General features: G+C 35.0%; 13 protein-coding genes. 3 read left to right on the top strand and 10 right to left on the bottom strand.

Translation table 11 applies throughout. From position 1 onward, the window contains the following. Positions 1-297: 297 nt before the first annotated feature. On the top strand, positions 298-537 hold the full coding sequence (locus ACMHJ2_RS11420) for a VF530 family DNA-binding protein (RefSeq protein ID WP_413512987.1): 240 nt from the start codon (positions 298-300) through the stop codon (positions 535-537). Positions 538-553: 16 nt separating this feature from the next. Here ACMHJ2_RS11420 and ACMHJ2_RS11415 read toward each other — a convergent pair whose 3' ends face one another. From ACMHJ2_RS11415 to ACMHJ2_RS11370, 10 genes are all read right to left on the bottom strand, one after another. Next, positions 554-991, bottom strand: coding sequence for an FKBP-type peptidyl-prolyl cis-trans isomerase (locus ACMHJ2_RS11415; RefSeq protein ID WP_413512986.1), 438 nt, complete (start codon positions 989-991; stop codon positions 554-556). A gap of 60 nt (positions 992-1,051) precedes the next feature. Beyond that, entirely contained in the window at positions 1,052-2,797 is a 1,746-nt protein-coding gene (locus ACMHJ2_RS11410) for an NERD domain-containing protein (RefSeq protein ID WP_413512985.1), read from the bottom strand. 142 nt (positions 2,798-2,939) lie between these two features. Further along, positions 2,940-3,920 carry a deoxyhypusine synthase family protein gene (locus tag ACMHJ2_RS11405; protein ID WP_413512984.1) on the bottom strand — a complete coding sequence of 327 codons (981 nt, stop codon included), beginning with the start codon at positions 3,918-3,920 and terminating at the stop codon, positions 2,940-2,942. A gap of 14 nt (positions 3,921-3,934) precedes the next feature. Further along, a complete protein-coding gene (locus ACMHJ2_RS11400) occupies positions 3,935-5,125 on the bottom strand; it encodes a calcium:proton antiporter (RefSeq protein ID WP_413512983.1) in 1,191 nt (396 codons plus the stop codon). A 599-nt stretch (positions 5,126-5,724) separates the two neighbouring features. Beyond that, the gene (locus tag ACMHJ2_RS11395) at positions 5,725-7,320 is read right to left on the bottom strand and encodes a PepSY-associated TM helix domain-containing protein (RefSeq protein WP_413512982.1); all 1,596 of its coding nucleotides are present in this window, start codon (positions 7,318-7,320) and stop codon (positions 5,725-5,727) included. A gap of 18 nt (positions 7,321-7,338) precedes the next feature. Next, positions 7,339-7,629 carry a hypothetical protein gene (locus ACMHJ2_RS11390; protein ID WP_413512981.1) on the bottom strand — a complete coding sequence of 97 codons (291 nt, stop codon included), beginning with the start codon at positions 7,627-7,629 and terminating at the stop codon, positions 7,339-7,341. Positions 7,630-7,641: 12 nt separating this feature from the next. Then, on the bottom strand, positions 7,642-7,974 hold the full coding sequence (locus ACMHJ2_RS11385; RefSeq protein WP_413512980.1) for a hypothetical protein: 333 nt from the start codon (positions 7,972-7,974) through the stop codon (positions 7,642-7,644). Positions 7,975-8,087: 113 nt separating this feature from the next. Then, positions 8,088-10,472 (bottom strand): TonB-dependent receptor domain-containing protein, encoded by a 2,385-nt coding sequence (locus ACMHJ2_RS11380; protein WP_413512979.1) that lies wholly within the window; start codon positions 10,470-10,472, stop codon positions 8,088-8,090. A 75-nt stretch (positions 10,473-10,547) separates the two neighbouring features. Then, the gene (locus ACMHJ2_RS11375; RefSeq protein WP_413512978.1) at positions 10,548-11,789 is read right to left on the bottom strand and encodes a DUF4374 domain-containing protein; all 1,242 of its coding nucleotides are present in this window, start codon (positions 11,787-11,789) and stop codon (positions 10,548-10,550) included. 714 nt (positions 11,790-12,503) lie between these two features. Beyond that, positions 12,504-12,971, bottom strand: a complete 468-nt coding sequence (locus ACMHJ2_RS11370; protein WP_413512977.1) for a hypothetical protein — start codon at positions 12,969-12,971, stop codon at positions 12,504-12,506. Positions 12,972-13,132: 161 nt separating this feature from the next. Here ACMHJ2_RS11370 and ACMHJ2_RS11365 point away from each other — a divergent pair, with 161 nt between their 5' ends. Both ACMHJ2_RS11365 and ACMHJ2_RS11360 read left to right on the top strand, forming a co-directional pair. Further along, entirely contained in the window at positions 13,133-15,100 is a 1,968-nt protein-coding gene (locus ACMHJ2_RS11365; RefSeq protein ID WP_413512976.1) for an ATP-binding protein, read from the top strand. Continuing rightward, a complete protein-coding gene (locus ACMHJ2_RS11360; protein WP_413512975.1) occupies positions 15,093-15,722 on the top strand; it encodes a response regulator in 630 nt (209 codons plus the stop codon). Before ACMHJ2_RS11365 ends, ACMHJ2_RS11360 begins: the two co-directional genes overlap by 8 nt. Positions 15,723-15,835 lie beyond the last annotated feature (113 nt).

The raw sequence follows: 15,835 nt of genomic DNA, 5'->3' as shown, positions 1-15,835 counted from the left end.
TATTAATCTCATTTTATTAGCAAGTAAAAATAGCAGTTAAACTTGAGTTCTACTGTCTTTAAAAGCTCAATATTAGTTGCTTAAAAAGCTCATCTATGGTCTTGTTTGAAATTTTTGAGTTTCTATTACGCCTACTCGTTTTATCAAAACGAAACTAAATCTAAAAGTTACTTGTTAAAAAAGGGGTTCTATCCTCAAAATCTGGGGATTCCCTAACGAACGATCTTTACTTGGAGCCTTGTATTTCTTGTATTTAAAAAGGATAATAAACTGTATCTTTGAAAAAAAAACATCGAGATGGAAACTTCAAAAGATCCTTTACACGGAAAAAAACTAGCTGATATTTTAGAGGAATTAGTAGATTACTATCAAGGATTTGAAGGTTTGAGTAAGCAAATAAACATTCGTTGTTTTACCCATGATCCCAATATAAACTCCTCCTTAAAATTTTTGAGAAAAACACCTTGGGCAAGAGAAAAAACAGAAAGTCTTTACTTGTATGTGCTACGTCAAAAGGCAAAGAAACAAACGGAGTAAATAGCATTCCGCTCTTTTATTTTGCCAAGGCGATGAGTTCTACGTCAAACATCAAGGTACTATAAGGACCGATTTCTTTACTGATATGTTCTTCTTTATAGGCATATTCAGGTGGGGTAACCATGCGAAACTTTGTGCCCATTGGACATAAGGGTACTACTTCTTGATAAGCCTTTATCAATTTGCTCAATGTAAAAACGGCAGGAACTCCTCGTTGAATCGAACTATCAAACGTTTCACCTTTGCTATTCGTACCCGAATAATGACAAACTATTTGATCCAAAAGGGTTGCTTTTTCTCCCTTTCCAAGGGTTATGATTTCATAAGCAATGCCCGAAGGCAATAGGATTACCCCTTCTCTTTGAACAAAAGCAGCTAAAAAGGCAACGCCTTCTTCTTTATTGGCCAGTTCTAATTGCTCTCTTCTCTTCTTTAATAGTTCGGCTACACTCATCTATAAAATTGCTTTTAAATCCGTACAAAAATAATTGTTTTCACGTATTTACGTATAAAATTATTCTTCATGCTCTTGGTAGGTATGTAATTGCCAAATACTTAAATTATCAATAGCTCTTGTACATCCCACATACCATTCAAAAGGGGTAAATTGATCGGGTTTATCGACAATTAGAATCACATTTTTACGCTCTAATCCTTTGTATTTTAAGGCGGTCGTATATTGCAACTGTGTAGGTTCTAAAGTTAGATTTTCAGGTGTTAATTCTTCCATTTCTAATTCCACAATCAAATCAGCTACGTTATTTCTGCGTTGCCATACTTTACTCTGAACCAATACAATCACATCTTGTGCTTCTAAAGAAGAACTAGGGTCATTGATACTGTTAATAATGGCTTTTATCGCTAATCTCAAAGCTTCAACCTCATCAAAAGAGCGCAATTCAATTTCATCATATTCCACCTGATGTATCGTAATTTCTTCCCATTCTTCTGGTGATTCTTGAATGTGTTCTGCGATTTGACGAATTTGAGATTTTTGAGCGCTTCGCCTTATTTTATGCAGTTTAAAATGCGTGAAGTAATCTTTCAAAAAGTAGGCATACTCAGTTACATCTCTTCCAAAAAGGGAGAAACTCTGATCTAAATCATACAATAACATAACATTGCCTTGTGTCAATCCTTTCTCATCCCCACAAATCTTATCAATCAACAAGGCTAAGTTTCGATCAAATAAATCTTGTGCTTCATCAATAATCATGTAATCATAATCAGGCAGTTGATTCTTTTCAGCCAAATGTGCGAGCGTTTCTTCTACTAATTTAGCACAAGCCAAGGGCTTTAAATAATAAACCTCTTTTTCCTGAACATTCGGATGGTATTTCGCGATAAACTGCTTAAAAGTAAGGCAATCGATCCGCACATCTTTCTCCTCAAAACGTTGTTGATTATATACGCAAAGCAAGGCATTCCAACAAAGGTAAATCCCCTGTCGCTCTACTTGCATTTCTGCATAAGCCATCGCCATGGTTGTCTTGCCTGTACCTGGAGACCCTTCAATCATTAACCGCGGATTTTCGGCAAGCGAATACAAATAATCTAAATTTCGCTCTTTGAGCCATAAGAAAGAATTTCGCGAAGCAAACACGTTGGTATCTTGTATTTTTGGGCTAAACGTATTGACAATATAATTTAAATCACTTGTTTTTAAGGGCTTAAAAGTAATGGGATGAACGCTTTGTAACTTATTTTGGGTATACGTATAAATATGTAAAAGAAAATGCTCTATATTTTGGTAGTCATTTCTTCTAGTGTAATCACTATAGATTAGATTCTTGTCGTAGATGGTATTTTCAATGGCTATTTTAGTAGTGGGAAATGCAACCGCTTCACAAAATTGTACATGTTTAAAATTGGGAAATACCTTATTCATCAAAGTATATTTATACCCTTTTACCTGTTCAAATGGATTTTGTGGCAACCATTTGGTACGATCCCCATCTTTAAAGCAAAAACGGCCTTGATCTACAAAAACATTGCCTCCTTTAACTTCTAAAACAATAATTCCAAATTGAGAGACGATAATAAAATCGAGTTCCGCATCTGCTTTCGCTCGTTGAATCCTAGTATTATCGTGAAAAGGCAATCTCAAACTATACCAAACATACCAATCATGCTGGCTTTTACTGAGTGATTCAACCAAGTCTCCATAAATTAAAAACTCCCCATAGGGTACTTTGTTTCCATTGATGATTAATTGTTCAAGTTCATCAAGGGGATATTCAGGATAAATCTTTAAAGCCATGCTTTACCTTACTTTTAGCGTACTGAACTAATGTAGGCTTTTTTACCTGATAAAGCATCATTTTATTTCAAAAATAGAACGTCTTTAAAAAAGAAAACCAGCAGTTTGACAACACAATCAAAACTACTGGCTCCTGTTCTATTTATTTATCTAAGATCCATGCAAATATTAGTGGTGCAACGATAGTTGCATCTGATTCAATGACGTAACTAGGTGTATCGACATCGAGTTTACCCCAAGTTATTTTCTCATTGGGAATACAGCCTGAATACGAGCCGTAAGATGTGGTAGAATCAGTAATCTGATAATAGTATCTCCATTTTAAAACGGATTCTTTTTCTAAATCTTGTACCAACATAGGGGCTACGCACATAGCGAAATCTCCAGCAATTCCTCCTCCGATTTGAAAAAAGCCTATGCCTTGTTCAACTGCATTTTTTTCATAAAAGTCAGCTAGCCAAACCATGTATTCAATTCCGCTCTTTACGGTTGAGGCTTGGAGTTCACCTTTGATGACATAAGAAGCAAAAATATTGCCCATAGTTGAATCTTCCCATCCAGGAACAACAATAGGTAAATTGCGTTCTGCCGCAGCTAATATCCATGAATTTTTAGGATCAATTTCATAGTCATCTTCCAATACTCCACTCAATACTAGTTTATACATGTATTCGTGTGGAAAATAACGTTCTCCTTGCGCCTGTGCATCTTTCCAAATTTTTTCAATATGGTGTTGAATCTTGCGAAAAGCCTCCTCTTCGGGAATACACGTATCCGTTACCCGATTGTATTTATTTTGCAATAAATCTAACTCATCTTGTGGGGTCAAATCCCGGTAATTCGGTATTCTTTTATACTGTGAATGTGCCACTAAATTCATGATATCTTCTTCTAAATTGGCCCCTGTACAACTAATAATATCTACTTTTCCTTGGCGAATCATTTCTGCTAAAGAAATACCAAGTTCGGCTGTACTCATTGCTCCAGCTAACGAAATAAGCATCTTCCCTCCTGCTGCTAGGTGTGTCTCATAGCCTTTGGCTGCATCGATGGTTGAAGCTGCATTGAAATGCAAAAAATTGCTTGCTAGAAATTGTGAAACGGGTCCTTTTTTGTGTTCCATTTTACGTTTTTATATTAAGGATTAAAAATTAAAAGTATAAATACGGCAAATAGCACGAGATGCATCATTCCCATAATCGGCGTGGTTCGCTTGCCTAAAAAGGTTATTAAACTTAAAAGCAGGGTGATGATAAACAAAATCGTTTCAGTAGGTGTCATTCCAAATAACACCGTTTTTCCGGTGATCAATCCAACCAGTAATACGGCTGGGATAGTCAGACCTACTGTAGATACAAAGGCACCATGACACAGGTTTATCGCTCGTTGAAATTCATTGTTTAAAGCCGCTTTAACCGCAGTCATCGACTCGGGCGTAAATACAATAATAGCAATTAAAACACCACCTAATAAAGGAGGTAAATCTGCTGCTTTAATTCCGTAATCCACTACAACAGCCATGGTATGAGAAAGCAATACAATTGGTAAAATCATCCCTAATAAAATGAGGGAACGTATCCAAATTTCTTTTTTATTTAGAGGTTCTGTTGCCTTCTCTTTTTCATCTTCTTTTTCATCTTCTTTTTTACTTACCGCATGACGCTGCCCAAAAAGAATTTCCATACTTCCCGCTTTGGGTTGAATATACAAGTGTTTATAGCTCTTCATTTGCATGAGTAAGAATGCCCCATATAAAAGGATAACAAACCCCGTCAGTACAATCGCTTGGGTAGAAGAAAATTCACCTCCTCCTGCACCTTGTATAAAATTAGGCAACAACAATCCAATACCACCAAGCATAATAATCATCCCTAAATAAGATAAAGTACCTTGGGTATTGTATTCTTGTTCACCAAACTTTAATCCTCCGAATAAAATACACAAACCAATAACCAGATTCATAATAATCATCATAACTGAAAAAATCGAATCTTTTCCGATGGTTGGATTTTCACCAGGTCCCAACATGACAGCAGCAATTAAAATTACTTCAATAGAAACAATGGACAAGGTCAAAATTAGCGTTCCATAAGGTTCGCCTAATTTATGGGCTAATTCATCCGCTTCTTTTACTACACCAAATGCTGCGACGACAATTGTACAAAGCAAAACCAAAAAAGTTCCCAAGGCAATGGTCGAAGTCATTGAGTCTCCTAACATGTTTTGTCCAAACAACATAAATAAAACCACAATCAACCAAACCGCAACAAGGCGAATTCTGGTTTTAGTTGGAAAAATCTGCGCTAATGCTTCTTTTTTATTCGTCATTGTATTTAAATTTTTTAGGTTATAAATAACAGGTCAAAGGTACCGTTTGCCTGAACTACAATATTTATCCTATGATAAATAATCAGGTCAATGAATGCAATGGTAGGTGGAATAAATAGAGAGAAAAAGAAAAAGGGAAAAGAAAGGGTCAGCGAAAGAGCGAGAGAGAAGGAAAAAGGAGAAAGAGCTTACGCTGTTTTTGGTACTGTGTGCTTTGTTTTTCTTTTCCATAGCTGGTTTTTATCTTTTGCAATACTCATTTTGAGTATTCGCTTTTTTCTTAACTCCTATGTATCGCCATCCAGGTGAACGTCTAATTCGTCGTTTACTATTTTTAAATCCCTCAATTTTGGAGGTCTTTTAGAAAGTCATCATGTTTAGTTTTAAACGCGTTGAAAAACTCATTTGAACACAGGTATTTTCCACGCCTAAACAGCTAAACATTAAATATATAAAAAAATCTGCTTGGATTAAAACCAAGCAGATTTTTTTACTTCTATCATTTTTGGCAAACCCTTTATTACTATATTTAATAATGAAGTTAATGTTTAAAAACGGTCAACCCTATTTAGGGACATTCACAGTTCACTCATTTCTCATCACTCTTCACTTTTTTCCTGTTTTTCCTGTTTTGCTTTAACTAGTTTATACCCCCATAAGGTTATACAAGGTACAATAAGCCAAAACAAATCGATGATTAGAATATCGTAGTACTGATTTTTCCAAGCAACCCAGAACCAATTACCTGTTACAAAATAATTCGTTACGGGTACCATGAGACCGATGATACTCCCCGCTAACAAACAATCTCTATTTGTTTTGTATATACTTCTACGCCAAATGAGCACAAGCGATACAGCGAGCCAACTCCAGAAGTAGAACGAATAAATAAAGCTTCTTCCTCCATAGGGATTCAGTTTAACTGCAATAAAACTCAAAGCCGTGATGGGATACATGGATAAACAAATTGCCATATAAACATTAGCTAACCAAAAATTAAATTTGCGCTTGCGTTCAGGTACAGCTTTTTTATCTCGGGCTACTAACCAAATTAATACCCCTGAAATAATAACCACACAACCTGCGATACCCACCAAAAAATAAACGATTCGGGTGGCATATCCGCCAAAAGAGCCAAAGTGCAATTCATACATCAAATTGGAAAAAATGTAATTGTAGCCTGGATTAGCATAGGGATTGGAAATTTCTTCAACCTCTTTTGAATCGACCGTATAAACAACGGAACCTCGGCTATTAAAATTAATAGAACTAGGCGCTTTTCCTGAAATTGTAACCCGCATACTTTGATCGCCATAATCACTTACTTGAATATTGGTGATGATAAAATCAGGCCAACGTGCTACCGTTTGATTGATATACGCCTTGACATCTACTTTATATCCCAAGGGAAGATTGCTAAATTCTACTTCTTTATCCGATTCTTCAGGAGGATATATCGCTTTATTTAATAGTTCTGTATCATTGTTATACCCCAATAAAGCTACTCCATTAGAAACAATATAATAATTGAGTAAAAAATAGGAACCTGTCAGTGCGAAAACCAATTGAAAAGGAAAGGAAATCACGCCTAGAGCGGTATGTAAATCGGTCCAAACGGTTTTAAATTTTTCCCAAGGGCGGAAGACATAAAAATTGGAAATAATTTTATTCCAATGCAGTAATAATCCCGTGATTAAAGCAAACAAAAAGAAAAAAGACACAAATCCAGCTATTGCATAACCTATAGGCCATCCCCAGATGGAGCCTAGGCTATTTACTTGAGCAAAGAAATGCAAGCGGTATAAAAACTCTCCTAAGCCATACCCTTGATTGTAATCTTGTATTTGTTGAGTTTCAGGGTCCAAAGAACCGAAATTTCTCTCTTGAGCCTTTGCATTTAAGCTATCTTTTGAAGTAGAAATTGACACCCCCACCTTTCTTGTTTTTTCAGAAAATCGAAAAGATAAATCCCTGCCATATAAGCCATAGTTTTGATCCAAGGAATCTAAAATAAGGTTGTATTGGAGGCTCGTTGCTTCATACTTCTTTTTAGGCGTATTGGTTTGCCAACTATTGATTTCATTTTTAAAAAAAGCAAAAGAACCCGCAAAGAAAAAGATATATAAAATTACAGTGATTACAATTCCACTTATCGTATGTAAGTGAAAATAGCGGTTGTAGTTTTTAACGTTCATTAAGAATATAAGTAAAGATTATTGGTTCATCAATTGAAAGAGATAAGGCACATAAAACAGGAAGCTTAAACCGAGGTAAATGGCCCAAACTTTGAGTCCTTGATCGAATAAAAAAGCAAGTACAAATAAAATAGCCCAGAGTAGGTATTGCGTTACCCCTAGGGTTGTAAATACGGTTTCTGGTGAAAAAAAGTACATAAAAAACAAATGAATGCAAGTAGAGAGGATAAAACCTCCAATAAAACCAGCAGTTATTTTGAGTATTCGTTGTACAATTGAGGTTTCTAAATGTTTTTTGTTGGCAGGCATGAAAGACTATTTTTAAAAAATGATAAGTTCAAAAAACAGACACAACCCCAAGAAGAGATAGATTTGTTTTTGATGCAGTAAAAAAAGAGGGTACATCGCAATAATTAAACTGGCGATAAACATCAAACCAATGAAGAAAGTAAAAGCGCCAATTGCAAAGCCATCAAGAAATAGGAAAGCGATTAAACTCACTATAAGCAATGGGTAAGCCATTGCAAGGGTCTTTTTCCTATTGTTTCGGATCCAAAAGGTAAAAGGAGATTGACTTTCGTATTTTACCTTTAAAGAGGTATTGTATAACATAAAAAAAGCCAAGGTCATCAAAGTGAATAAAAGGGTATGCATACGTGTAGATTTTTAAATAATAGTAATTAGGCAATAATCCTATATTTTTAAATCAAGGCAGTCAGTAACAAATTAAAGACTGCCTTGATTTAAAAATATAGTATTGGGTTGGATTAAAAGAAATACCTAAACTTTCCACTGAAGCTTCTTCCTGGCTTTTGCAAGCTAAAGTTATCATAGAGCATTTTGTCAAACATATTGTGACACTCTACTGTAAACTGATAATTTCTATCTTTTCCAAAACTATACGTCGCTACAAAATCGTGAGCGATTTGATCGGGAATGATGAATTTATCCTCTTTATTACCTAAAGAAGGCCAATATAAATAAAACTCTTTCGTATAGAATAAAGAATATCCCAAGGTAAGATTGTCGTTTTTAAACACCTTATTGAAGGTATAATTCACATCGACATTTCCGTACAAATAAGGGATATTAGGCATTCTATCCTTGTAAAGAACTTCACTTTTCACTCCATCTACATAATTATTGGTATTGATTAGGTTTTGGTAGGTTCCACTAACTCCAATAGTCAAATTGTTTTTGTAGAAATAGCGAATTTCACCTTCTATTCCCGTATTACGAGCAGAACCTAGATTGGCAAACGTTTGAAAAGTTCGATCAGAACCATCTAACTTCGAGTATATTAGATTTTTTGTATTGCGCAAAAAACCATTGATATCGAAGTTTACCAAACTTGTTCTATCGATTTTCATATTGTAATTAAGCCCGATGTTGTAATTGTAACTAACCTCAGGATTTAAGTTGTTATTACCTATAAGATTTACCTTATCCCCAAATAATTCATTTGCCCCTGGCAAGCGAATACTCTTTTCAAAAGAGGCTTTTAGTTGTAAATCCTCTAGTACAAATACAGAACCTGTAAATCCATAACCAAAAAAGTTGTGATCTGCACTATACCTTTTATAGCCGTAATCGTTCCATTTTTCACTTAATTTATAGGAATCTGTGTAGCTAATGTGTTGGTTGTAAAACTTTCCAAATGCAGTTAAACTCCAAACCGTACTCGGGGTAAATTGATAACTCAATCCTGAGATATTTTTGGTCGTTTCTGAAGGTGTATTTTTTATTGGGTTATTCAAATCTAATGCATCCTCTCCTTTGCGTTTAAAAAAGTTGAGGGTATTACTCAACGAGAAATTATGTTGATCCGCTAATTTATAATTCGCCACTGTGGCTACCATTCCATTGTTATTTTTGAATTTATACAGCGTTCTATTGCGTTCCCCTCCTTTTACTCCATATTTTTCTTCCTTATCAATATAATCTCCTAGCCAATTATAGCGTCTATGTAAGGTGTCAATTACTTGATCACTTCCCAGATTATAACTGGCATTCAAGCGTACATCTAATCCTTGTGTAAATAAATTCTTTTTCTCATACGCCAAAGTAGGCATAACAATATCCCCTCTTTGGTGTATGGATCCAAACACAGCTATCATACGCATCCCTGTTTGCACTTCTTTGTACGATTGTCCTAAGGTAATTCCCAAAGAGAGTCGATCAGCAAAAGACGTATTAACGAATCCTATTTGACCTACGAAATTCTCGTTGTGGTATTTATCGTGAAAACGCCTTACGCGTTGCTCTCCTAAATTTTTTTGTGTATTGACATCGTTGATATCTACCTTTACCTTATAATCATTGTCCGAATAGTTTTGGTAAGCATTTAACTGGGTAAAAAAGCCTGATTTTTTGTCGACATATACAAAGTTTACATTGGTGCGGTGCGTATTAAAAGACGCATAGGAGTACGACATATCCAAGGAGGTTTTGTCATAGGTATTGGTGATAATGTTAATCGCACCACCTAAGGCATCTGATCCCAAACCAACTGGGACAACCCCTTTGTAAATTTCAATGCGATTCGCTAAATTAATGGGAATATTATTCAATTGAAAAGACGATCCAAAGTTATCCATGGGAATACCATCAAGGAAAAACTTAATTTGATTACCTGAATACCCGTTCAAAAAGATATTCATATTCGAACCCACTCCACCTTCTTCTCTTACCTTTATACCACTTGTCTTTGCCATAGCATGCCCAAGATCCATGGATCGCGCATGTAGCTTAGTTGCATCAACAACAGCCACATTGTACGCTTTCTCTTTTACCAATTCTGCTTTAGACTTGGTGTGAATTTTTATCTCATCTAAATCGAGACTTGCTTCTTTTAGTACAATCACTAGATTAACATCCTTTTCTAAGGTTATCTCTTTACTATAGGTTTCGTACCCTAGGTAATTAATAATTACAGTATATGCCGCTTGAGATTTAATCTTTTCTAAGGAAAATCGTCCATAGGTATCTACTTCAGCAAACTGATTAGTTTCTTTGATCACAACAACAGCTCCAATCAATGCGTCTCCCTTGACGTCGTGAACGGTTCCTCTTAAACTTCCTCTATTTTGGGCATAGCTTGATGTCAAGCTTAACAGCACCAAAACAAATCCAAATATTATATTTTTCATCATTTTATTTTGCTATTGAATAGCAAAAAGACAACCTGATTTTTAGATTGTCTTTTTGCCTTACCTATACAACTATTCTTATTCAGCGCTTATTTTGGTAATCGCTGTAATCGTTCCGCCTTCAACTTTTATACCGCGTTTTGCCGTAGCTGCCTCAGCATCAATTTTGTAAATAAAACTTCCTTCAGCCGTCGTTACACCTACATAAACTGTTTTTCCATCTAAAGGAGAATAATTTCCTTTGTCAGAAAATCCTAAATCTTTAATTCCTTCAGGTACACCCGTAATCCACTTATACGATTTGGTATACACATTTAATGCAGCATACTTAATCACTCCATCGCCACTCACTTTATTATTTTCCAAACGAGCAATAAAATTGCCCTTTCCAGCATAAATGAAGCTATTTACAAAATATCCTCCCGTTGCTTGTTCAATATTCCAGAAGTAAGAATCATCAAATTCTAATGTTTTGCCATCAATTTTCAAGATACCTGATGGATTTGTAGACAACAATTCATCACTCTTTCCTTTCACATTAGCACTTGAATACGCGTAACCATCTCCCTTTTCATCTTGTACCAACCCACTTTTAAAATAAGCCCCAATATACGAGCTCTTAGTACTCGTGATTACTTTTTCTAATTTCATTGATGGATAATCATAAACCGCTGCCCAAGCTGTATTTGCAAAAGAAGTTCCCCAATTATCTTCTTTAAGACCGCGCATTGAAAAATAAGGGGCAACAAGCTTATTACCGATTTGGGTCAAACCAGTGAAATGGGCTCTTTCTCCATTATTCGCTAAATCAACCGTATTGATTACCCCATCAGCAGTAAAACTATCCGATATTGTATTGTAAATCCACCAAGGAGCTACAGGTTCTCCAGAACGTGGCACTTTCCACATGACAAAATCATTGTTGATTGCTCCATATACTTGAACCGTTTCTGAAATAAAATTATTCACCTTTTTCAATTTCCCTTCTTTGCTCAATTTATAGGCAGTAACTGCACCTGGAGATCCTTGCCCATAGAGCAAACTGTAAAATTTGTTGTTAGTGGTCAAATAATAGCGATAAGCACCATCTTGCTCAATTCCATGATCCTTTAAACTTACACTTCCATTCTCTACGTCTGCAACTGTAAGTAAATAATCAGCAACTCCGATAAATTCAATAGAAGAAGCAGCAATAACAAAACGCTCAGCTTTTTCTTCATCGGGATCGGGATCTTTTCCTTTCGAATTATCATCACTGCTACAAGCAGCCATACTGGCCAAAAGGCTCAAAACGAAAATAGGTTTAATGTATTTTTTCATCTTTAAATTTATTTAGACTAGTTATAAACAAGACAAATATATAATACATTTTAGTAACAAGTGTACATTTTGTCATGTTATTTTAATTTATTCTTAATAAGAATAAATTTCAGTCTTCGATGTTTTACCATTTTACACTTATAAATTCCAATCAAAATACTGTAAATCAATGCCATTAAAAATTTGATTTCATCTGTATTCATTTTTAACATAAAAAAAAACTTTATACTATTTTTTAGTTTTATTTTCCTTGTTTTAAGACTTTAGATGAATTCGTTGATAACCGCAACCCTATCCTTTTTACATGAAAACACCCCTTATTCTCACTATTTAATTTTGTACGATTACTTGTTTCAGTCAATCCCAACAAGAGGTAATACTTACAAAAATATCTAACGCAGGGTGTTTATAAATATCACTATACACAATATAGATGACGAGAGAATATTGATTGGGCACGAGTTCAAGGCAAAACAAAGCTAGCACCGTCCATCATTCGTGCGGTCAAAGCGAATGCGGAACAAGGCTATACGATAAATAAAGTGGATGCTTATTGCGAAACGTATCCTTATCCAGTAAATTGGTATAGGACCAAGTGGACCATTCCAAATTTCAAAGAATAAAAAAACGCTGCCCCACATTATGTAGGACAGCGTTTTACCTTACTAATTCAATATATACTGTTAGAACAGCTACAACCTAAGGGCAATTGACTTATTTACCCCCTTGTTTACTTCCTTCAAACGTATAAATAATTTCTGTTGCAGCTTGCTTATTTGCATGAATATCTACGGTTTTTGTGTCTGAATGATACCAAAAGAACCCCGATAAATCTCCAGTAACTGACGTAATATCTTTATTGTAGTTTCCTTCTACTTTGATTACTTTCTCTGCGACTACCGAATATACTTCATTTGATTTTGCAGTTACTTTTACATGCTGATTGTCAACTTTCGTTACCAGCATAACCACATCGTAAAATTCATATTTATCAGTCCCTGCAATATCATCATGTACTCTCATCGTTCCTTTATAAGTCCCTATAGCATCGTCAATAACTCCTTTTTCTGGTAAATCTGGCCCCCCATTATCATCGCTTGAACTACAGCTAGTCACTAAAGTACCCATTGATACTAGTGCCAAAGTGGCCAGTAAACTAATTTTTAATTTGATATTTTTCATAACCTTTTTTGATTTTAATGTGAGTTACAAATTTCTTTATTTGCTACTTTCTCAACAATCATCGCAAACCATGATTTTTTTCTACGGGTTTACCCTTATTTTTACTTCATATTGCCAATAAAATATTTTTATTTAGATATTTGTTTGATAAAATTCGTTGGATGTTCAAAACCCTATTTTACAGTCTTATTTTTATACTCAGCTGGAACTTAAGCCAGGCTCAACATTTGATTCCCTTAAATGAATCTCAATATCTGTCGCAAATTAACACGCAAATAGCCTCACATAACCAGGATAGTATTGGTTTAAGAAATCATCTCTTGTTGGTTGAATATTGGGCTCCTATCGATAGTATTCAAAGCTATAAAGCCTTACAAACGGTTCTTAAATCTCCGAAAGCAAAGCAACTTCATGCCGGATTAATCGCTTATTACCAAGGCGTATATTATGCCAATCAAGGACAAAAGGACAAAGCTAAAACACAATATAAATTGGCGATAAAACAACTTAAACCAACGGTTCAAACGAGTGATATTCTCCTAAAAGCTTGGTACAACTATGCCTACCTCCAAATTGAGGAAAAGGGATATGACATCATGGTAGAAACCTTAACCGAACATTGTATTCCTTTAAGTAAAAAATACAACAATCTAGAGGCTTTAGCTTATTATTATACCCAACTTGGTCTTGTTTTCATGTCTGTGGGGCAACTCAATACCGCTCAGGAATACCATGACAAAGCATTAACTATTTTAGATCAAATACAGCCTCAAACTACAGTGCATCTGATTACCTATTTAAACTTAGTGAGTAATTATTGCTATAAACCGGATAGTGAAACAGCTAAAATTTACTTAGATCAGGCAACTTCCCTTCTAAAGGGTTATCCCAACTCACAGTATTATCCGAACTACTACTATCAAGTAGCGATGTATTATACAACGAAGCAGGACTTTAAAAATGCTTTACAAACGCTTTATAAAGGAATCGAATCTGCAAAAAGCAAAAAACAAAATAGAATTTTGAACATGCTCTATTTTCGCTTACACAATGTATATCTCATGCAAAAAGAATATACAAAAGCGAAAGACCTTCTTGAACATATCCTCAAAGAGAATATCATTGTTAAAGAACCTGTCAATCGCAAGATAACCTATACGCAGCTTGCCTCAGTAAACGAAGTACTAAACGATTACAAAAGTGCTTATACCTGGTTAAAAAAAGCAAATGTACTTACGGATAGCTTGCATCAGCAAAAGCTTTTTGAAAAGATGAATCAATTAGAAATTCAGCTTCAAACAGCGGAAAAACAGCAGGAAATTGATCAATTAGAACAAGAGAAAAAACAAAATGAATTAAAAGTTAAAAACAAAAATCTGAGGCTTATTGTACTTCTTATTGCCCTTATTTTGTGTGTGATTATTGCATTTTTAACTTACCTTACTTTCAAAAAACAAAAAAAACTGAACAAACAGATAAAGCTTACCCATGAAGAGCAACTGCTCAGCATCGAAAATGAACGAAAATACGAAGCAACACAATCCATTTTACAAGGAGAAGAACAGGAAAGACAGCGAATCGCTCAAGATTTACACGATAGCATGGGTGGCATACTAGCTAATATTAGAATGACACTATCCAAAGATCTTCCCCATGGGGAACCCAAACTTGATCTTTTGGGCAAACTTGATTATTCAATCTCTGAAATGAGGCGAATTGCCAGAAATCTAATGCCTGAAACACTTAAAAACCTCGGACTCGAAACCGCCTTAAAAGAATTATGTGAATCAATGAGTCACAAGCAATTGCCTATTCAATTTGAAGCGTTTGACGTGCAAGACACGATTGATTTCCAAACGCAATTAGCACTATACCGCATTGCACAAGAAGCAATTAGCAATGTGTTTAAATATGCACAAGCAAGTAGTATTATTGTTCAGATAAGTCAAAATGATGCTATCCTGCACCTAACGATTGAAGATAATGGAATTGGTTTTGATCTTGAAAAAATCACATATGGGTTAGGATTAAAAAACATCGCCAATCGCGTTAAATGGATTGGTGGGCACTTGGAAATTAATTCTGCACCCGGAGAAGGAACTACACTAAATATAGAATGCCATGTATAAGAAAGAGAAACTTATCCTCGCTATCGTTGACGATCATCCTATGATTTTAGAAGGAATAAAATCTCTATTGAGTCATGCCAACTTTCAGTTATTCACCTTTACTAAGGGAACAGCCTTACTGGATTTCATCCAATCCAACCCAGTCGATATTGTTCTTCTCGATATTATTTTAAGTGATGGCAATGGCCTAGACTTTTGTAAAAGCATCAAACAGCAGTTTCCAACCCTGATTGTTCTTGGACTGAGTAATCAAACTGAACGAAGTATCATCTTTCGCTTCTTAGAAAATGGAGCCAATGGTTATATTTTAAAAAATGCCGATCCAGAAGAGATTTTAGAAGGCATCGAAAAAGCAATTCAAGGGGATTTAATACTAAGTAAGGAAGTACAAGAGATTATATTAAGATCAACTCCCCTTAGTTTTGAAATTCCTAAATTAACCAAAAGAGAACACCAAATTCTGCAAGCTATTGCGCAAGGGGATACCTCTGCGGTAATTGCTCAAAACTTGTTTATTTCTTTGGTAACGGTTGAAACACACAGAAGAAATCTATTGCAAAAATTTAAAGCAAAAAACATGATCGAATTAGTTAAGATTGCAACAGAAAATAAACTAATTTGAATTAGTTCTTTCTTTTTAAACCAAATAAACATTCTTTTTTAAATCTATTTTAGTACAGAAAAACAGCAATTCATTACAACTTTATCTCATTTAACGTCATTTTTACCTAAAAA

The organism is Myroides odoratus (genome assembly GCF_965118575.1).
GTDB lineage: Bacteria > Bacteroidota > Bacteroidia > Flavobacteriales > Flavobacteriaceae > Flavobacterium > Flavobacterium odoratum_B.
The sequence above is the reverse complement of the archived record's forward strand: the minus strand, read 5'-3'. Positions and strand labels throughout refer to the sequence as shown.

Bases quoted from the DNA above. Each gene is read 5' to 3' on its own strand.
- ACMHJ2_RS11420 (WP_413512987.1), top strand. From the start codon at position 298: ATGGAAACTTCAAAAGATCCTTTACACGGAAAAAAACTAGCTGATATT.
- ACMHJ2_RS11415 (WP_413512986.1), bottom strand. From the start codon at position 991: ATGAGTGTAGCCGAACTATTAAAGAAGAGAAGAGAGCAATTAGAACTG.
- ACMHJ2_RS11410 (WP_413512985.1), bottom strand. From the start codon at position 2,797: ATGGCTTTAAAGATTTATCCTGAATATCCCCTTGATGAACTTGAACAA.
- ACMHJ2_RS11405 (WP_413512984.1), bottom strand. From the start codon at position 3,920: ATGGAACACAAAAAAGGACCCGTTTCACAATTTCTAGCAAGCAATTTT.
- ACMHJ2_RS11400 (WP_413512983.1), bottom strand. From the start codon at position 5,125: ATGACGAATAAAAAAGAAGCATTAGCGCAGATTTTTCCAACTAAAACC.
- ACMHJ2_RS11395 (WP_413512982.1), bottom strand. From the start codon at position 7,320: ATGAACGTTAAAAACTACAACCGCTATTTTCACTTACATACGATAAGT.
- ACMHJ2_RS11390 (WP_413512981.1), bottom strand. From the start codon at position 7,629: ATGCCTGCCAACAAAAAACATTTAGAAACCTCAATTGTACAACGAATA.
- ACMHJ2_RS11385 (WP_413512980.1), bottom strand. From the start codon at position 7,974: ATGCATACCCTTTTATTCACTTTGATGACCTTGGCTTTTTTTATGTTA.
- ACMHJ2_RS11380 (WP_413512979.1), bottom strand. From the start codon at position 10,472: ATGATGAAAAATATAATATTTGGATTTGTTTTGGTGCTGTTAAGCTTG.
- ACMHJ2_RS11375 (WP_413512978.1), bottom strand. From the start codon at position 11,789: ATGAAAAAATACATTAAACCTATTTTCGTTTTGAGCCTTTTGGCCAGT.
- ACMHJ2_RS11370 (WP_413512977.1), bottom strand. From the start codon at position 12,971: ATGAAAAATATCAAATTAAAAATTAGTTTACTGGCCACTTTGGCACTA.
- ACMHJ2_RS11365 (WP_413512976.1), top strand. From the start codon at position 13,133: ATGTTCAAAACCCTATTTTACAGTCTTATTTTTATACTCAGCTGGAAC.
- ACMHJ2_RS11360 (WP_413512975.1), top strand. From the start codon at position 15,093: ATGTATAAGAAAGAGAAACTTATCCTCGCTATCGTTGACGATCATCCT.